The 18158-nt window shown below is 42.0% G+C and carries 16 protein-coding genes; 8 read left to right on the top strand and 8 right to left on the bottom strand.

Annotated features, from left to right (window positions below; translation table 11 throughout):
* Positions 1-16: 16 nt before the first annotated feature.
* Both KSK55_RS08010 and KSK55_RS08005 read left to right on the top strand, forming a co-directional pair.
* Complete coding sequence (locus tag KSK55_RS08010) at positions 17-979, top strand: polyprenyl synthetase family protein (protein WP_218608829.1); 963 nt, start codon at positions 17-19, stop codon at positions 977-979.
* The gene (locus KSK55_RS08005) at positions 979-2664 is read left to right on the top strand and encodes a glutamate--tRNA ligase (protein ID WP_218608828.1); all 1686 of its coding nucleotides are present in this window, start codon (positions 979-981) and stop codon (positions 2662-2664) included. The genes KSK55_RS08010 and KSK55_RS08005 overlap by 1 nt, the downstream gene beginning before the upstream one ends.
* A 15-nt stretch (positions 2665-2679) precedes the next feature.
* Here KSK55_RS08005 and speE read toward each other — a convergent pair whose 3' ends face one another.
* The 5 genes from speE to KSK55_RS07980 all read right to left on the bottom strand — a co-directional run bounded on the left by speE (position 2680) and on the right by KSK55_RS07980 (position 7849).
* Positions 2680-3558, bottom strand: a complete 879-nt coding sequence (speE, locus tag KSK55_RS08000) for a polyamine aminopropyltransferase (protein ID WP_218608827.1) — start codon at positions 3556-3558, stop codon at positions 2680-2682.
* A gap of 3 nt (positions 3559-3561) precedes the next feature.
* Positions 3562-3960: an adenosylmethionine decarboxylase gene (gene speD, locus KSK55_RS07995; RefSeq protein WP_214420220.1), complete on the bottom strand. Its 399-nt coding sequence runs from the start codon at positions 3958-3960 to the stop codon at positions 3562-3564.
* Between the two features lie 188 nt (positions 3961-4148).
* Positions 4149-5795 (bottom strand): ATP-dependent DNA ligase, encoded by a 1647-nt coding sequence (locus tag KSK55_RS07990; RefSeq protein WP_218608826.1) that lies wholly within the window; start codon positions 5793-5795, stop codon positions 4149-4151.
* Positions 5796-5806: 11 nt separating this feature from the next.
* A complete protein-coding gene (locus tag KSK55_RS07985) occupies positions 5807-6664 on the bottom strand; it encodes an MBL fold metallo-hydrolase (protein ID WP_218608825.1) in 858 nt (285 codons plus the stop codon).
* Between the two features lie 66 nt (positions 6665-6730).
* Positions 6731-7849 (bottom strand): TIGR04084 family radical SAM/SPASM domain-containing protein, encoded by a 1119-nt coding sequence (locus KSK55_RS07980; protein ID WP_218608824.1) that lies wholly within the window; start codon positions 7847-7849, stop codon positions 6731-6733.
* 109 nt (positions 7850-7958) lie between these two features.
* Here KSK55_RS07980 and KSK55_RS07975 point away from each other — a divergent pair, with 109 nt between their 5' ends.
* From KSK55_RS07975 to KSK55_RS07960, 4 genes are all read left to right on the top strand, one after another.
* On the top strand, positions 7959-8138 hold the full coding sequence (locus KSK55_RS07975) for a hypothetical protein (RefSeq protein WP_218608823.1): 180 nt from the start codon (positions 7959-7961) through the stop codon (positions 8136-8138).
* 129 nt (positions 8139-8267) lie between these two features.
* A complete protein-coding gene (tnpC, locus tag KSK55_RS07970) occupies positions 8268-9746 on the top strand; it encodes an IS66 family transposase (protein ID WP_218607127.1) in 1479 nt (492 codons plus the stop codon).
* Between the two features lie 41 nt (positions 9747-9787).
* On the top strand, positions 9788-9982 hold the full coding sequence (locus tag KSK55_RS07965) for a response regulator (RefSeq protein WP_218608822.1): 195 nt from the start codon (positions 9788-9790) through the stop codon (positions 9980-9982).
* 15 nt (positions 9983-9997) lie between these two features.
* Complete coding sequence (locus KSK55_RS07960; protein ID WP_218608821.1) at positions 9998-10540, top strand: Holliday junction resolvase-like protein; 543 nt, start codon at positions 9998-10000, stop codon at positions 10538-10540.
* Positions 10541-10551: 11 nt separating this feature from the next.
* Here the strand turns inward: KSK55_RS07960 and KSK55_RS07955 are convergent, their stop codons facing one another.
* Both KSK55_RS07955 and KSK55_RS07950 read right to left on the bottom strand, forming a co-directional pair.
* Positions 10552-11016: a response regulator gene (locus KSK55_RS07955; RefSeq protein ID WP_214420226.1), complete on the bottom strand. Its 465-nt coding sequence runs from the start codon at positions 11014-11016 to the stop codon at positions 10552-10554.
* Positions 10988-13786 (bottom strand): ATP-binding protein, encoded by a 2799-nt coding sequence (locus KSK55_RS07950; protein WP_218608820.1) that lies wholly within the window; start codon positions 13784-13786, stop codon positions 10988-10990. The genes KSK55_RS07955 and KSK55_RS07950 overlap by 29 nt, the downstream gene beginning before the upstream one ends.
* 228 nt (positions 13787-14014) lie before the next feature.
* Between KSK55_RS07950 and KSK55_RS07945 the strand changes: the two genes are divergently transcribed.
* Positions 14015-16135 (top strand): PAS domain S-box protein, encoded by a 2121-nt coding sequence (locus KSK55_RS07945; RefSeq protein ID WP_218608819.1) that lies wholly within the window; start codon positions 14015-14017, stop codon positions 16133-16135.
* A 2-nt stretch (positions 16136-16137) separates the two neighbouring features.
* Here the strand turns inward: KSK55_RS07945 and KSK55_RS07940 are convergent, their stop codons facing one another.
* Positions 16138-16833, bottom strand: coding sequence for an HAD family hydrolase (locus KSK55_RS07940; protein WP_218608818.1), 696 nt, complete (start codon positions 16831-16833; stop codon positions 16138-16140).
* Positions 16834-16941: 108 nt separating this feature from the next.
* Here KSK55_RS07940 and KSK55_RS07935 point away from each other — a divergent pair, with 108 nt between their 5' ends.
* The gene (locus tag KSK55_RS07935) at positions 16942-18138 is read left to right on the top strand and encodes an MFS transporter (protein ID WP_218608817.1); all 1197 of its coding nucleotides are present in this window, start codon (positions 16942-16944) and stop codon (positions 18136-18138) included.
* Positions 18139-18158 lie beyond the last annotated feature (20 nt).

The following is an 18158-nucleotide window of genomic DNA, read 5'->3' as shown; positions in this document are numbered from 1 at the left end:
TGGAAACAGAATGCGTATGGAGCTTGAGACGTATCTTAAAAAAACTGCAGAAGAGGTCAATTCTCTTTTGCAGGATAGTTATGGAGATCCGAAAACCGCTCTTTCAAGGGCGGCGAACCACCTGTTATTTGCCGGAGGAAAACGCCTCCGCCCTGCCTTATTTAAACTGGCAGCTGATGCAGTAAAGCCCGGTTCTTCAAAAATTATCATGCCGGCTGGTCTTTCCCTTGAAGTGACTCACAACTTTACGCTCATCCATGACGATATCATGGATAAAGATGAGTTCAGGCGGGGGCAAAAGACCGTTCATACGCTCTGGGGAGAACCGGCTGCGATTCTTGCCGGTGATGTATTATATGCCCGTGCATTTTCTCTTATCTGTACCGCTGATGCGCCTGAAGAACCGAAAGTGAAAGCGATAGCGCTTCTTGCCCGCACTTGTGAGGAGATATGTGAGGGACAGCAACAGGATATGTCCTTTGAAGAGCGTGGCGTTGTCAGCAGAGACGAATACCTTGAGATGGTAACAAAGAAAACCGGGGTATTGTATGGTGCTGCTGCAGCAATAGGTGCTCTTTTAGCTGGTGGTTCTGATGCACAGGTGGACGGCCTTTATAATTACGGATGCAGGATAGGAGCAGCGTTTCAGATCCAGGATGATCTCATCGACTTGCTTGCGTCATCGGCAAAGTCCGGCAAAGATCAAGCCTCTGATATCCGGGAAGGAAAGCAGACTCTTATTGCTATCACTGCACGGGAGCAGGGGATTGACCTCAAGCCATGGCGTCGTCCGTTAAATCATGAAGAAATTGCATCACTTATCACCATGTTGACAGATAAGGGTGTAATTGATACGGTTCAGAAAGATGCTGAATCGATGATAACCTCTGCAATTCATGATCTTTCTGTATTGTCAGATACGATGGAGAAATACCTGCTTGCTGAGTTAGCCTGGTACTTTATCAGAAGGGACTACTGATGGACGATACACGTTCTGTTTTACTTATCGCAGCTCTCTTGAATGCAGTCAAGCATAAAAGCGTCCCGGCAGCAGGCGCAGTTATGGGGGCCATCCTTGGAACCCATCCGGAACTTCGTTCAAAAGCTGCTGAGATAAAAGGATTGCTTGGCTCTGTCCTTGATGAGGTCTCTTCGTTGTCTATTGAAGAGCGTGAAGAGAAACTGAAGACTCTGGCTCCTGATCAATATGCATCTCTCTTCGAAAAGAAAGAGAAGAAGAAGGCTGGCCTTCCGGATCTTCCAAAAAGTGAGGGAGGAGTGGTCATGAGGTTTGCTCCGAATCCCTCTGGACCTCTTCATCTTGGACATGCACGGGCTGCATTTCTCAACGATGAGTACATCAGACGATATGGCGGTAAATATATCCTCCGGATAGAAGATACCGATCCGAAACGGGTGGATCCCGAGGCCTATGATATGGTCAGGGAAGATATCACATGGATGGGCCTTTCCATCTCTGAAACTATCTTCCAGTCAGATCGGTTCCCAAAATATTATGAGGTCGGAAAGGAGCTCATTCAGAAAGGCCATGCCTATGTCTGCCGATGTGATAACGAGAAGTTTAAAGATCTTAAAATGCACAAGACCGCCTGTCCATGTCGGAGTCAGTCTCCTGAAGAGGCGATGGATCTTTTTGAACAGATGCTCGAGGGAGTATTTGCCGAAGGAGAAGTTGGTGTCAGGTTAAAAACCGACCTGAACCATCCAGACCCTGCAATGCGTGATTATCCGCTATTCCGGATCCTGACCTCCACACCACACCAGCGGGTAGATGCCATCGTTTATCCGCTCATGAATCTCTCCGTTGCTGTTGATGATCACCTGCTTGGAATGACTCATGTTATCAGGGGGAAGGATCATATTGCGAACACGAAGCGACAGGAGTTTATCTTTAATTATATGGGATGGGAAACCCCGGTTTATCGTCATTATGGCCGGATGGGTATTGAGGGTGTGGTCCTCTCAACTTCTCAGATGCGAGCCGGGATTCAGTCTGGTGAATATTCCGGATGGGACGATGTCAGGCTTGGGACACTTCGTGCGATGGCAAGGCGGGGTATTCAACCCCAGGCAGTCAGAAATGCTGTTGTAGAAATTGGTATTGGGGAAACCGATATTCAGTTCTCCTGGGAAAACCTCTATGCCAAGAACAAAGATATCATCGATAGTAATGCAGACCGGTTCTTCTTTGTTCCGGATCCTGTACGTGTTCTCATATCCGGAAGTGAGAAGGTAGTGGCAAAAGCTATGAGATACCCCGGTGATGAATCAAGAGGGTATCGAGAAATACCCTATGAGGGGACAATCTACCTCCCACGAGCTGACTTAGCATCAGGTGCGGAATTTTTAAGACTCAAGGATCTCTTCAATATCAAAGTGTTTCGTGAAGGAGATATCGTGAGAGGTGAATATGCTGGTGATGACCTTCAGGAAGCCAGAAGTAAAAAAGCCCCGATCATTCAGTGGCTTCCGGAAAAACATGCAAATCCCTGCACCCTGAAAACTCAGGAAGGAGATGTCATTGGGGTTTGTGAACCTGAGGCAGTCGCCACGAAAGATCGGATTGTCCAGTTTGAGCGTGTCGGGTTTGCACGAATTGATGCAACTGGCAATCCAGCGGTGGCGTACTTTACCCACCGCTGATTTTTAAAAAATTTTTTACAAAGAAAGAATTTTTTTCAGGTACTCAGGCAGGGCAAATCCTGCTTCATGGGTTGCCCCGTTATAATATTGCAGATCCGATAGAGAACGATCCCGGATAATCTCATCAACATTGGCTTTGGTTATCTGTCTGGGATCTCTCTTATCAGATGCACAGGCCATGCCCCACAGGCTTCCATAGAGTGGGATATACACAAAGTAGGGAGCCACGATGTGAAAGACACTGATGAGGTTTTTCATTAGGCCAGATACCCGCTCAGGTGCATACACCGGCGGTCCGATATGCAGGACAAACATACCTCCCTCATTCAAAAGTGCCTTGCAATCTGCCATAAATCGCGGTGAGTAGAGTTCGGCAGCCGGACCCAGGGGATCGGTCAGGTCCAGTACGATCAGATCAAACTTCTCTCCTTCTCTTGGTCCTATCTCCCTGACATATTTCAGTCCATCCTCGATAAGAATCTCTATTCGTGGGTCATCAAGGGATCCGTGGTGAACTGATTCAAAGTATTTTCGTGAAAGGTCAACAACAGCCTTGTCCAGTTCGACGAGAACAATCCGTTTTACAGATGGATGCTTGAATACCTCATCTGCAGATCCACCGTCCCCTCCACCGATTATGAGGACGGTCTTTGGATCAGGATGAGAGATAAGGGCGGGATGAATCATATTCTCATGATAAAAGAACTCATCCCGTTCTGATGTCATGAAATACCCGTCAAGCCTGAACAGTCTTCCAAGTTCTGGGGTATCCCAAACCTCATAGACCTGAAAAGGTGTTTCACCCCGTTCAAGCAGTGTTCCCTTTTTAAAGAAAAATCCGCTGTTACCGTTCAGTGGTTCGCAGAGGAAATCCGAAAAATTGTTTGAATCCATGGATCAGCTTTCTGCAACTCCGGCAGCGTTGATCTCTCCCCTGATTACTTCATGACTTGCCATTTCTCCAGGAGCAAGAGCAGAAGCTACTTCATTGAATGTCTGTCTTGCCCGATCACTGTTATCACGGCTATAGTTACAGACATATACGTCAAGAGTCACCCCATTATTCTCCGGCCAGGTGTGGATGGCGAGATGTGACTCTGCCAGAACCACGTTGCCCGTGACTCCTGCTTTATTTCCATTTTCATCCATAAACTGGTGGAAATATGTTCCAAGCGGGGTAAGACCAGCGTTCATACATGCATCCACACAGAGTTTCTCTAACTTGCTCTGGTCACACAGTAGATCAGCAGTGCAGGTGCAGCGGTACATATCAGCAATTAGATGTAGTCCATTCATTCGCCATCCCTCCTGTAAGGTTATTAGGGTGGTCTCATCATCAGAGACCAGCGGGTATAAGAATGCGATAGCAATTAAGATAAAGGTATTTGGTAAATGGAAAGTTTTAAACGGAGAAAATGAAATTCAGAAAAAGAATTCTCTGTCTTTTTTGTCAAAATCAAAGGATTATCTTCTGAATAGATATTTTAGGGTGTTTGTAGGGGGCGATGAGTCTGTATATATCTTTCTTCGACGTCTTCTGCAGTGTTTGCTTCTTTCAGGTCTTTATCTTCTCTTACTTCAATAAACCTGGGAAACCGGAGAGCATACCCACCTTCGTAATTGGGACTTTTCTGAATCTCTGAGTATCCTATCTCAAAAACAAGTCGTGGTTCAAAGAAGACCATTTTTCCATTTTTCCGAATAATATCATCTTGAAGTGTTGTAAACAGCCAGCTCAGTTGTTCATCAGAAAAACCGGTTGCAACCCGACTTAGTGGGACCAGTTTCCCATTACTCCTGACGGAAAGAAGAAATGATCCAAAGACATGAGCACGTTTTCCCTCTCCCCACTCAGCCCCCGTTACAACAAGGTCCAGTGTGTCTGCTTCAGGTTTTATTTTTACCCAGTCTTTCCCTCTGACACCGGGTGTATATCGCGATCTCTGTATTTTTAACATAACTCCTTCATGTCCGGCATCAAGGGCTCCATGATAATATGCTTCGATCTCTGTTTCATCACTGGATACCAGTTGTGGTGTCACATACTGCGATGCAACTTTGGTTAACATCTCCCTTCTCTCCTGAAATGGCAGGTCGATGAGCATTTCCTGATTGTAATAGAGAATATCAAAGAGGTTTGGAATCAGTGTGATGGCATCTGCTGCCTTCGCAACATTGTGTTTTCTCCGAAATCTTCGAAGGACCGTCTGAAATGGCATGGGGTGTCCTTCCTGAACAGCAATGACTTCTCCATCAACGATCACATCATCCAGAAGAGCATTATCGAGGAGTGCGACGACATCAGGCATAGCTGCTGTAACCTCTTCAAGCCGCCTTGAGTACATCCTGCAGATCCCGTTCTGTTTGTGAAACTGAAACCTTGCTCCATCGTATTTATACTCAACTGCAACCGGATCTCCCTCCTCCAAAACACCAGAGATGGTTCCCTGCCGTGCAAGCATCATCCTGACCGGATGGAACGGGACCAGCCGTACTGAGCGAAGAGCATCTTCTCCCTTTCGTGCCAGCACTGAAACTTCTCCCATGTCATTTCTGACCTGGTTTGCATACTCAACAAGGCTTGGATCTACCGCGAGTGCCTGAGCAATGGCATCACGAAGGTTTCCTTCTCCAACCCCAATCCGGAAATCTTCGAGGAGAATTGCAGTAATATAATGACCCTCAAGAGGTGAAGCACTGGATAGTATTCGCTGAATAACCCTGATCTTTTCTTTCTGGGAACGACCCCCCTCCATTCCGGATATCTCAACAAGGGCGGCCATAACATCTGTAAGGGTCAGTTCAACCGTGAAAAAAGATGTCTGTGATTTCTGGGAGAGAAGTTCTTCTACCGCAGCACCAGCATCTCCAACCCGACTCAGACGATCAATCACCTCTTCACGTTTTCTTCCCGTGACATATGCCACTGCTTCGTACAAAAGATTCGGGCCAATTCCGAGTTTTTTCCCGCTCCACTCAGGGAACGGTTTTCCCAGGATAAGCCGGCAAAAATGGGGAAGGTCATCATCAGAGAGGCGGGCTATACTCTCAGCAAGTATGGCGATAGTATCCAGTCTTCCTGAAATTTTTTCAAGACGTTTACACAGATCTGAAAATTCCGAAAACAACATGGTTATGAGATTTAAAGGGAAATAGAAATCTTCCAACAATCATCAGTACATTGAAATCTGCAATCACCTTTCGGTTTTCTATGTGCCGGCCGTGTACTGGTATCAATCGAGGATGCAGCAAAGAGGTCTACATCATCTGCTGCAAGGCCAAGGGCTTCATGGGCTTTTCTGATAGCAAGTCCCGGCTCATTATTCTCCTCTGACAGGTGAGCTAGGATGGCACAATGGATTGATTGGGAAATTTCTGCAAGGACTGTCCCGGCATCTTCATTCGAGAGATGTCCCCGTGAAGAGGCTATCCTCCGTTTAAGAAAGGCCGGGTATGGTCCGTCTTTGAGCATCTGTGGACAATGATTCGACTCAAGGATTACACCATCAGACTTTTTTAACATTTCCAGCATACCTGACGTTACCATACCGGTATCTGTACAGTAACAGAGGCGAACCCCATCTTCTTCAATAAGGTACCCAACCGGATCGATTGCATCATGCGAAACTGAAAAGGATGTTACCAAAAAATCACCGATGGAAACGGGATCACCGGGGTGGATTGATTGGAACGGAAAATTCTTTTTTGACTGAATCATCCGGTTTGTTGCATCCAGTGTTCCACTCGTCCCATAAGCCGGCACTTTCAGGGCATTCCCAAGAGGCCCAAGACCTTTCACATGGTCACCGTGTTCATGGGTGATGAGAATTCCCTGGATAAGTTCACGTTTTCCTCCAGCCTCCTGGAGTCGTCCTCTCCGAACTTTTGTTCCAAGTATTTCCCTTGCTGAACGCCCAGCATCAATAATAACAGCGCCAGATGAGCCTTCTATATACACACAGTTGCCCTTGCTTCCACTGGCAAGGACTGATATTTTCATGTACGTACATTTTGGGCTCAATAGTCATAATTTATCGTGAGATAAGAGTGGAAACCCTAATTGCCTTTATGGAATTATCTCACACCCGTTGAATTTTTCATGAGCAAAATCGTTCAGAGTAATATTTCCTTTTTCAATAAGTTCCCGAATTTCTGGAACTATCCCACTGATCGCATCATGAAGAGCCCGAACTGTCTTACACACCAGCTCAACTCCTTCATTCGGCCAGGGCTGCAAAATGGATGAATACAAGCATCTTCCTCCACAAAAATCCAGAATGTCACACGTTTCACATCTCCCTTTCACTGGTATAATCGGAAGAGAGTCTGGTTTTGAAGTGGTAATCGATCCTGCATAGTAATCTTTCATACCCACCATGATGGGACAGGGAGCAATGTTCCCGTCAGTTAGGATTGAATAATTGGAATACCCGGATCCACAACGCAATCTACTTTTCCTACCCAAAAGGATATCCTCAAGGGTATCTATAAATGGATACCATTTTGGAACTTTCCCACTCTTTTGAATGATAAAAAGCCAGTCCTTCGCAAGGTGGTGGATTCCAGGAATATATGAGTTATGCGCCCATTTTTCAAAAGAACGGAGTGAATAATCATTCCAGAAATTTGCATCAATCTGCCAGTGAATAGAGGAAAATGAATAATCCGGATTATGGGAGAGGTATCGGACTGCCTGTCTGATATCTGTTCGCTCGGTCACGGTCATCCGTGCAATAATTTCATTCCGGTATCCGTTCGCATTAATATGATTGATATTTTCCATGACCCTGGCATAGGTTCTTTCTCCCCTTCCTTGATCGGTAGTCTTCTGATCGCCATCTATTGAAATGAGGATAGTATCAAAACGGTTTACGATTTCTGATGGTAATTTGTGAAGGAGGGTTCCATTGGTCTGTATCATGAATCTCTTTACCTGAACTTCATTCATAATTGTACATATCAAGTCATGACGCAAGGTAGGCTCTCCACCAATAAAAGTAAGGACCGCATCTGGATCCTGAGATAAGAATCGGAACAAATCTCTCATATCCCAGGTGATTTCAGCAGGAATAGACTCATCAATGGCAAGGTCATCACAATCAAGTTCAGGGGTATCGAATATTTTACCCCTGCAGTATTGACAGGCAAGATTGCAGGAATCGGTAAGATATAGATGAAAATACACAAAAACCGATACAAGTTAGTTTTAATAATGCATGAACCTGATGAGTCAAAGCATAACAACTCATAAATGTCTTATAACCAGATGTTCATACCATTCTGTATCGAAATATATGGCATATCGAATTCTTCTCATGGATGATGAACCGGCGATCTGTGAAATAACCGGTATTCTATTAAAAAAACTGGGCTACGATCCAACGATCGCGTTCACCGGAGAAGAAACACTTGAGGCGTTTAGAAAAGCACGTGAAGACGGTATTCCATATGATGTTATTATTCTCGATCTGTAACTATTCAGCCGGTCTCAGCGCCCTTATCCCGTCCATCTGAAAACCTACTCTAATATTAGTCCTCTTCTTCTAAAAATTCATTTTTACCGAAAGATCTTTTTATAATGACTATTAACGTTAAATTATCAAATGGACTTTCCAGAAGAACTCAAAGCCAAAATACTTGAATGTCCTCCTGAAGTAATTGCATATATTGTTCACCTACATGAAAGAATTGATCAATTAGAATCCAGAGTCAAAGAACTCGAATCCAGGCTAAACCTCAATAGTCGAAATAGCGGAAAACCACCATCTTCTGATGGGTATGCTAAAAAGAATCGAAATAAATCAGATTCTCGAAAGAAATATCCGGGAGGTCAACCCGGCCATAAAGGGACAACCTTAAGGCAGAGTCCTCATCCAGATCATATCGAATATCATAAACCTCATGAATGCTCCAAATGTGGACATAGCCTTGTTTCTGGAAAAATACTCGGCATTGAAAAAAGACAGGTTTTTGATCTTCCCCCTCCTCCCACAATCGAGATAACAGAACATCAGTCTTTCACTATCTGCTGTCCTCATTGTGGTTTAAAAACATCAGGGGATTTTCCCGAAGATGTTACACATCCAGTTCAATATGGATCCAGAGTCAAATCTTATCTGACCTATTTTTCTCATCATCAATTAATCCCTTATGAACGAGTAACTGAAATCTGCTCAGTTCTTTTCGGTTTTTCTGTTAGTCCTGGAACAATCGTAAATTTAACTCACAATCTAGCGAAGAAATTACAATCATTTAAGGATGATATTGTAAACGTTCTTCAAAATGAGCCCGTAATCCATAATGATGAAACTGGAGTCAGAGTAGAAGGAAAACTTCATTGGCTTCATGTGACCTGTACTCCTAACCTAACTCATTATTCCCTTCAGAGAAAAAGAGGTAAAGAAGGAATGGATAATATTGGAATCCTTCCTGAATTTCATGGGATTAGTGTTCATGATTTCTGGGGTCCTTATCTTTCCTATTCCTGCGAACACAGTTTTTGTTGTGCTCATATTATCCGAGAACTCATCCGGGTTGAAGAAGAAACCTCTCAAAAATGGCCTTATGATCTTATTGAGTTATTATTAGGGGCAAAAGAAAACAAAGAGATATTTCATGGAGTTGGGGTTCCTATTCCTCCAATCATTCGTACCAGTCTGATGGAGTCATACGATGAATTGATACAGATAGGACTGGATGAAAATCCTCCACCGGTTGTAGATGAAGTAAAAAGGGGCAGGAAGAAAAAGGGATTTGTACGAAACTTACTCGAAAGGCTAAAAGAGTGGAGAGAGAGTGTGTTGAGATTTATAAATGATCCTCTCGTTCCATTCGACAATAATCAGGCCGAGAGAGATATTCGTATGATGAAGGTAAAAATGAAAATATCAGGTGGATTTAGAAGCTTCGATACAGCCAGTGCGATTGCTCTGATCAGAAGTTACATCTCAACTATAAGAAAAAATGGAATTAATGTTATTGAAGGAATTGTTTCAGCATTTCATAATTTTCCATGGTCACCAAATAGAACCAAAGATATTAGTGGAGAGTCGTTACTCTCTCAAAATCTTGCATTAGCCTAAGCCGACTGAATAGTTACCTCGATCTTACCATTCCTGGAGGAATGGGAGGAAGGGAGGTTGTTCAAATCATCCGGGAATCAGATCCTGAGGTTAAGGTTCTCGTTTCCAGTGGTGATCTCTCTGATCCGGCAATTGTAGCATTTGCCGAATACGGATTCTCCGGAGTACTGACCAAGCCATATAATAAAACTGGTCTTGATAAGGCAATTAAGTCAGTTCTTTCTCCCGGTTCATAAGCAGGTATTCATACAATGGTTTTCTCTGTATCTTCTCTTTCATTGTACCCTGATTTCATCATCCTGTTCCTGATAGTTCTGATTGGTATTTTGGTTATATCCCTAATAATCTCAAGAAAAAGGATGGTCCGTCAGGCTCAGGTCTTATTTGAGACATGGAAACATGATGAGCAGGATCGATGGCATATATGGATAATGAACGAGGCTGATTCACGAGCAAAAATACAGGCAGAAGGATTATTTAAAGAATGGCAGATTCGTGAAGAACAGAAAATTCGTCAAGACGCAGTGCATCGTTCTCATGCTGTTATCAAAGGGAAAATTACTGAGCACCTTGTTCCCTGGTTTTCAAAATTCCCATACAATCCCTCTGATGCTCGTTTTTTAGGATCTCCTGTTGATTTTATTATTTTTAACGGGCTATCTGAAGGAAATCTGAATGAAATAGTCATCGTTGAAGTAAAAACCGGATCAAGTTCTCTCTCTCCTCGAGAAAGGTCCGTTGCACGAATTGTAGAGGAAAGAAAGATCAGGTTTGAAGTAATAAGAAAAGAATAAGCAAATATGTACTATTCCGAAAATTTGTATTGATCCGGGGGAATATTTACATTTCTCCAGTAATTAATGAGATCCCTGATTGTTTCGGCATATTTTTCGAACTGAACCGGTTTTACTACATAACTATTTACACCTGATCGATAGGTTTCCCCGATATCAGTCTCCTGATCAGATGATGTAAACACAACAACAGGAAGTGTTTTTGTCCGTTTATCTTTCCTGATTGCCTTGAGCACTTCATGTCCGCTGATAAGGGGCATTTTCAAATCGATAAATACCACTGATGGAAGGGTACACGAATTCTCTTTATATTGTCCTTTTCCATGGAGGAAATCCAGGGCTTCTCTTCCATCTAAGAAAACCCTGACCTGATCCCCCATATTTATCCAGTCAACAACATTCAGAAATAGTTCAACATCATTCTGGTTATCTTCAATGAGAAGGATTTCAAGCCTCCTGTCTCCTTTCGTCTCCATCTGTCCCCTGCATTGTGAAATAAAACGTTGTTCCTTTGCCCGATTCAGATTGTACCCAGATTCTGCCATGATGTCTGATAATAATTCTTTTCACCAAGGCAAGACCGACTCCAGTTCCTTCTACTTCTGATGATGGAGTAAGTCTTGAAAATACTTCAAATATTTTATCTGCGTACTGCATATCAAATCCGACACCATTGTCTTTGATATAGTAAATTATTTCTTTTTCTTTCTCATATGAACCAATCGTTATGTCAGGGATAGTGGGAGGGGGAGTAAATTTGATACTGTTCGAGATTAGGTTAAACCACACTTGTCGTATTAATCCGGTATCACCCTTTGCATGTGGCAAATCAAAAATTTTTACTGAAATATTTCTACTTTCTGGCTGACTGGTCAGTTCAGTTATTACTCCTCTGACAAGGTTGGCCATATCTATATCAATAACATATAATGGCTGCCTTCCGGTCCTGGAAAACCGTAATAGATCCTGGATAAGGCGATCCATTGTCATAACACCTTCACGGATCCTGACAATCAGATGCTTACTTTCTTCATTGAGAAGATCACTGTTTTTCATTAAAAGGAGATGTGAAAACCCGTCTATTGCCCGAACTGGTGCTCGAAGATCATGTGAAACACTGTAAGCGAATGCGTCAAGTTCATCGAGCGATTCCTGCAAGTCTTCAGTACGTTTCCAGATTATCTCTTCCAGATCCCGATTCAGTTTTTGAAGAGCTTTTTCAGCTTGTTTTCGTGCAGATATGTCCCGTATAATGGTCACAACTGTTGTTACCTGACCATCATCAAAGATAGGAATGATCTTTGTTTCTATGGTCATCTGGTCATTCTGATTAAGAGTCTTCTCAGACACGAAGATATTGCCGGTATGAAACACATATTCATAATTCAGATAATCCGGTTCATTCAGATATGTTAAAATTGAAAAAAGAGATTTTCCGGTAAAATCTTTAAGAGGTTTAATTAATCCTTCTTTCCTCCCTTTCTTCCAGATATTATGAATAATTATGGTTTGTGTCTTATCTGTCACAAATATCCCATCATCCATAGCATTCACCGTTTCCCTGTACAAGGCATCAGATTCATGAAGACTTTTTTCAAGTTTTTTAAGTTCTGTAAGATCACGCCCTACTGATTGATATTCGATAACAGTTCCATCATCAGAAAAAAAGGCCTGGTCCACCCATTGAATGTAACGGGATTCACCATTTGGGAGAATGATGTGATGTTCATTAAGGCCGACGGGATGATCAGGGGTAAGTGAAGAGAAATGTTCCCTGACTTCGGCTATCTCATCTGCAGGAATTTTTAAAGAGAGTTTTGTTCCAAGGATATTTACACATTTTTTCCCAAAAAGTCTACAATACGCCTCATTTGCAAAAATGTGTGTTCCATCTGGAGTATATCGACAGATATATTCGTTTTGTGTCTCAACGACACTTCGGTAACGTTGTTCACTATTTTTTATCTCTTGCTCTTTTTCCTGAACTTCACTCAGTAATACCTTTATGTTTTCTTCAGCCTGGATTCGCTGTATAAGTTCATTTTTTATCTGGATCTCCTGATTACGAAGAGTCAGAATTGAAGATTTGAGGTTTTTAACAAGCCGGTTTATTGCTGATTCTATCTGCTCAAGTTCCAAAATTCCGGTTGATCGGATCTTATGATCCAATTTTCCATCGGCTATTAGATTCAGATCACCAATAAGTCCTTTTACTGGTTTTGAAAACAATTTTGAGGTCTGCCATACTGCAAGTAATGAAAGTAAAAGGGTACACAGCAGGATTATCAGGTATATAATTGTAGTTTCAACAAGTGTTCTCTGGATTTTTTCAGTAGAGTATACAACCCTGGCTGCAAGGTTCATCATCGGAGACGATGGATGTCGTGTGTCATGAATTGGAAGATAGATATATGTTGTCTCCTGAAGATTTTTAAGGCCTATTTCTGCTGTGTTTGTTTTATTAGTAAATGTATTGAGGATAGATTGCTGGAGATCAGGAGTGTTTGGTATGAATACTTCACTTGCATTCCATTTTGTTACGATTTCTCCCTGAACATTATAGAGGTCAACTGCTACCACGTCCGGATTAAGTTCTGGGATCGTTTTCAGGAGTTCCTCATATGATGATTTTGTCTCGGGTGGAATGAAATCTTCAAAATTTCTGCTGATTTCTAGAATATATTTCTTGTCAGGTGTTCCCTGATACACAAATTTCCTATTCGGCGATCCTTTCACAAATCCTTTCACTGTTCTATCTACAACGTAATCGCCATTTTCCCTGATATTGCTTAGTGTTTTAAAAAAAGATTTGTAATGGCTGAAATTTAAATGTAAATCTGGTTTATATGTAGTCTTTTCAATCATTCCATCTGAATTAATAATATAAAGATCCCAAATACCCCCATATGTTTGATTAAATTGGTTTTTTAAAGAGATGAGATTGATGGCGCCTATCTCACCTTTTGAAGTATTATATGCATCCAGATACTGGTTCATCGCACTTTTAAGACCTGGCTCAAATGAATATTCATAGAGGCGGATTCCACTGTCTATCCATATTACTGATTGATGAAGGGTCTGTTCGGTATGGTTTTTTTGGAGTAAATATCGTGATTCGATCTGATTTTTTGTATCTATATACCAGAGGGTAGTGATAGAAAGAACTGAAATTAAAAGTAAAACCAGCAGTATTACCGTGAAACTGTTAATCAGAGAGGCTCCATGAGATTTGAATAATTGAGACATTCTATAATTATCTCGATGACAATTCTTTTTCGAAATTGTTCAATTCAATCGTGAATATGTAGGTATTCATGTTATATGAAATACTATTCCTGTTTTTTTTGATGAAAAATGAGGTCACAGCTAGGTTTAATATTCTAAAGCTCTGCTTCAATCCAAATGAATTGAGAAATTTTCGTATAAAGAATGCATGGCATATGTTTATCAGGAAAGAACATACGAACAGGATATATGGTTGAAGATGGGGAATTTCTTAACCGAATTCGTAGTTTGCTTAAGATTTACCCCAGAGGGCTTACAATTTCTGAAATTTCACAGCGGCTGAAATGTAACCGGAATTCAGTAGCGAAATATCTTGAAATACTTCAGATTTCAGGGACGATTGAGATGCAGCAGATGGGAGCTGCCAAAGTCTTTTATCTTTCACATCGTGTTCCTCTTTCTAGTCTTCTCGGGTTTACCAAGGAAGGGATTCTGGTTCTTTCCAGTGATGGTCGGATTATCCAGGTAAATGAACGTTTCTGCAGAATGTTTGATCAGGATAACTCAACTGTTACTGGTATGTCATATGATATTCTGTCAGATGAAATCCTGAATGCGTTCCATTTTGATAATTTTCTTCGCTCTGATTCTGAGTCAGAGCATACTGCTGTTGTGACATTTAGCAAATATGACTGGCGTCGTTTTTTTAAAGTAAAATATCTGAAAACAGCACTTGATAATGGTCGTTCTGGTCTCACGCTCATTATTGAGGATGTTACTCTTGAGACCGAAATGGAAGAGCGGCTTCGGATCAGTGAAGCGAGGTACCGTGGCATTGTTGAGGATCAAACAGAACTTATCTGTCGATATGACAAAGATGGCATTATAACATTTGCAAACGGTGCATTTTGTCGACTTTTCCAGCTGAATCAAACAGAAGTACCCCACCATTCATTGTTTGACTTTATGACTCCTCATGTGGTGCAACTGGTCAGGGAAGGGATAGGTGCGTGTTCTTGTCAATCACCAGTTTTTGAAACAGAATTTGAGTTTGTTCTCCCATCAGGATCGTATCGGTGGTTTCACTGGGTCAACAGGATGCTGACTGATGAGAATGGAGCAGTGATTGAGTATCAGGGGGTAGGAAGAGATATCACAGATCGGAAGCGTTCAGAGCTTGAACTTCTCATCAAAAGTCACGCTATGGACTCTTCCATTGTTCCAATTGCCCTTTTGTCCCTTGATGGCTGTATTACATATGTTAATAAAGCGTTTCTCGATCTCTGGGGGTATAATAACCTGAATGAGGTGCTGGAGCTTCCTTTTGATAATTTTGCCACGGGTGATAATTTTTCATTACCAGACATCGTTCATGAGCAAAATAATTCCAGAAGTCCTGAGCCTTCTTTTGAGGTGGAAGGTGTCAGAAAAGATGGAAAAAAGATGCATCTCTCGGTTACCATTTCAGGTGTCTACGATGAGGGCAAGAAATCGATTTGCCATATTGCGTACTTGTACGATGTTACTCATTATGTTCAGATGGTCAGAGAACTTGAAATAAAAGATACGGCAATTGCTCATTCATACGAAGGAATGGCAATTATTACGCCTGATGATGTGATAATGTATGCAAATCCATCCTTTAAACGTATCTTTTCTCGAGTCCCTGAAGGTACCATTATTGGGAGATCAATAGAATGGAGTTTGAGTTTTTATCCTCAGATCATTGGCTCTGTCCCTGATATCCGTGCAGCATTAATGGAGAAGGGTAACTATACTCGTGTTTTTTCTGATATTGATGATAAAAATCTACCACTCGTAATACAGGTTCATTTATCGCGGGTACTTGATAGGTACGGGTTACACCTTTGCACTTTGATCTCTGTATTGGATATCACGAACCAGCGTGCCATCGAGGAGTCTCTTGCCTTGATGGTAGATCAACTTGAAGGAACAGTTGAGCAGATGGGTGATCCTACCTTTATAATCTCTCGTGAACGAGTGGTAGTTGCCTGGAATGAGGCGATGGAAACCCTCACAGGTCTTAAAAAACGGGAAATTATCGGCTCACAGAGTTATAAAGATCTTATAAAAACTCATGTGCCATCCTTGCCGGTTCTTGTGGATCTTTTTGATCTTCCTCCAAAAGAGTTGATTCAGGTATTTCCTCAGGTTTCTCGTGTTGGCAATAGTTTTTATACCGAAGCATTTGTTCCTGCATTTCACAATGGAAAAGGGACGTATGTCTGGGCAAAAGCATCTCCTATCATAGATACATCCGGAAAAGTAATAGGATATATTCAGACCATTAAGGATATGACAAACTGGAAACGGGCTGTTGAATCTGTTGTGGGTAAAAGTATAACCTGATTTTATAATCCCAGAATTGGAAGGATGTCTGAAAATGATGATATTGAAAAATCAGCACAGATACCTTCAGAGAACTCTGGTGGGAGCCTGTTTCCATATTCTGCATGTATGGTGCACATTCCTGCCTGTTTTGCCGGCTTAATGTCATTTACCAGATTATCTCCAACTGCACAGAGCTGATGTGGCTGAATTTTCAGAATTGATGCAGCATGGAGGAACATTGCAGGATCAGGTTTTTTTAAACCGGTGCTATCGGGAGTTACAAGGCAGTTTAAAAAATCAGATGCCTGTATATGGAGTAATCGTTCAGAAGCATGCTCTAAGCTGGCATTCGTGACTGCTCCAATTTTTAGGCCAGCGGTATGTATTTTCAGGAGCGTTTCATATACTCCTGGGTATGCCTTGATCGACTCAATTTTTGCTTTGGTATATACATTTACTGCGAGGATGAACACATCTGGATCGGTAATTCCTTTCTCGGTAAGAAAGGTCTGAATAGCTTTTGGACTTTCCACACCATATGGAGAGAACAAAAATGCACGAATCAGATCATCAACAGTCCCAGTTCCAACAGCATTGACAACCTGTCTGCAGGCTTCTTCTTTAGCAGTCCCAAAATCGTAGAGTGTGTTGTCAAGATCCACGAGGACTCCTAGAAAACGAAAACCTTGCCCCTGACTCACATCTGTTCCAGCCATATCACACGATACTCCATCTGGATATCAGTCTCATGAGATAATAAGGATGGTCACATGATGAGGATAATTCAAGCGAATCTGATATGGAATTAAGGATAATATACGTATATGCATATTTCAGATCCTGTTCTGACAGAAAGAAGGGATCACCGGCTATTATTTACTTCATTATATGTTGCAGTTTTCACAACAATGCTTGGAATCGGTATTGTTATTCCATTGCTTCCCCGGTTTGCTGAAACACTTGGTGCATCTGGTTTTGGAATAGGCATGATTTTTTCTTCATTTGCTGTATCAAGAGCAATTGCGATGCCTTTTTTTGGAAGGTTCTCAGATACCCAGGGGAGGCGGCAGATAATCATCATTGGACTATTTATTTATGCATTATTTTCTCTCCTGTATGTTCCTGCAAATTCTGTGCTTGAACTCTCCGGAATCAGATTTCTCCAAGGGGTTGCATCAGCGATGGTTTTTCCGGTAGCGATGGCATATATCGGAGATATCGCCCCGGCTGGAATGGAAGGGAGGTATTTAGGGACATTCACCAGTTCATTATTCCTTGGAATGGGATTTGGTCCGTTTCTGGGGGGGATCGTTACCGATCTTGCTGGAATGGATATGGCTTTTATTTGTATGGCCGGTCTTACTGGTGTAGCGCTCATAACATGTCTGGTTTTCTTACCTGATTATCGGGGTACACGAAAAGAGCAGACACCTATTATGAACCTGGTTACTCATCCGGGTCTGAGAATACCTCTCTTATACCAGTTAATGAACGCGTTTGCTAATGGAACGTTTATGGTATTTTTACCGGTTATTGCAGCTCATATTGGCAATTTATCCGTGGGAGAGACCGGGATGGTAATTTCTGTATCTGTTCTCTCTACCGCATTGCTCCAGAGGGTATGTGGACGGTTAGCAGATCGGTTTGATAAATATGTTCTCATTACTGTTGGATGTATTATTGTTGCACTTGCCCTGGCCCTGGTTCCTGGTTTTGAAGGATTATGGAATTATATGCTCTTTGCCCTGATTATGGGTATTGGAGGAGGAATATCTGTTCCAGCGATGTATGCCCTTGTCACGATTACTGGACGTGATGTTGGGCAGGGGGCTGCAATGGGGACAGTAAACATGGTTATGAGTATTGGAATGATTATATCTCCTCTTCTATGTGGAATGATTATGGATAACGCAGGAATTACTGCAGTTTTTTATCTTTCGGCAGTGATAGTCCTCATCTCAACGCCTGTTTATTTATCAAAAACACGCTTTTCAATGCATCATAACCACCGGTTCGAATAATGAGGACAAGATCCTTTTTC

The sequence above is a fragment of the Methanospirillum hungatei genome, from assembly GCF_019263745.1.
GTDB lineage: Archaea > Halobacteriota > Methanomicrobia > Methanomicrobiales > Methanospirillaceae > Methanospirillum > Methanospirillum purgamenti.
The sequence above is the reverse complement of the archived record's forward strand: the minus strand, read 5'-3'. Positions and strand labels throughout refer to the sequence as shown.

Excerpts from the sequence above, each read along its gene's own strand:
- KSK55_RS07965 (WP_218608822.1), top strand. The coding sequence starts at position 9,788 with ATGGGAGGAAGGGAGGTTGTTCAAATCATCCGGGAATCAGATCCTGAG.
- KSK55_RS07955 (WP_214420226.1), bottom strand. The coding sequence starts at position 11,016 with ATGGAGACGAAAGGAGACAGGAGGCTTGAAATCCTTCTCATTGAAGAT.
- KSK55_RS07935 (WP_218608817.1), top strand. The coding sequence starts at position 16,942 with ATGCATATTTCAGATCCTGTTCTGACAGAAAGAAGGGATCACCGGCTA.
- KSK55_RS08010 (WP_218608829.1), top strand. The coding sequence starts at position 17 with ATGGAGCTTGAGACGTATCTTAAAAAAACTGCAGAAGAGGTCAATTCT.
- KSK55_RS08005 (WP_218608828.1), top strand. The coding sequence starts at position 979 with ATGGACGATACACGTTCTGTTTTACTTATCGCAGCTCTCTTGAATGCA.
- KSK55_RS07940 (WP_218608818.1), bottom strand. The coding sequence starts at position 16,833 with ATGGCTGGAACAGATGTGAGTCAGGGGCAAGGTTTTCGTTTTCTAGGA.
- KSK55_RS07945 (WP_218608819.1), top strand. The coding sequence starts at position 14,015 with ATGGTTGAAGATGGGGAATTTCTTAACCGAATTCGTAGTTTGCTTAAG.
- speD (WP_214420220.1), bottom strand. The coding sequence starts at position 3,960 with ATGAATGGACTACATCTAATTGCTGATATGTACCGCTGCACCTGCACT.
- KSK55_RS07975 (WP_218608823.1), top strand. The coding sequence starts at position 7,959 with ATGGCATATCGAATTCTTCTCATGGATGATGAACCGGCGATCTGTGAA.
- KSK55_RS07960 (WP_218608821.1), top strand. The coding sequence starts at position 9,998 with ATGGTTTTCTCTGTATCTTCTCTTTCATTGTACCCTGATTTCATCATC.
- KSK55_RS07950 (WP_218608820.1), bottom strand. The coding sequence starts at position 13,786 with ATGTCTCAATTATTCAAATCTCATGGAGCCTCTCTGATTAACAGTTTC.
- speE (WP_218608827.1), bottom strand. The coding sequence starts at position 3,558 with ATGGATTCAAACAATTTTTCGGATTTCCTCTGCGAACCACTGAACGGT.
- tnpC (WP_218607127.1), top strand. The coding sequence starts at position 8,268 with ATGGACTTTCCAGAAGAACTCAAAGCCAAAATACTTGAATGTCCTCCT.
- KSK55_RS07985 (WP_218608825.1), bottom strand. The coding sequence starts at position 6,664 with ATGAAAATATCAGTCCTTGCCAGTGGAAGCAAGGGCAACTGTGTGTAT.
- KSK55_RS07990 (WP_218608826.1), bottom strand. The coding sequence starts at position 5,795 with ATGTTGTTTTCGGAATTTTCAGATCTGTGTAAACGTCTTGAAAAAATT.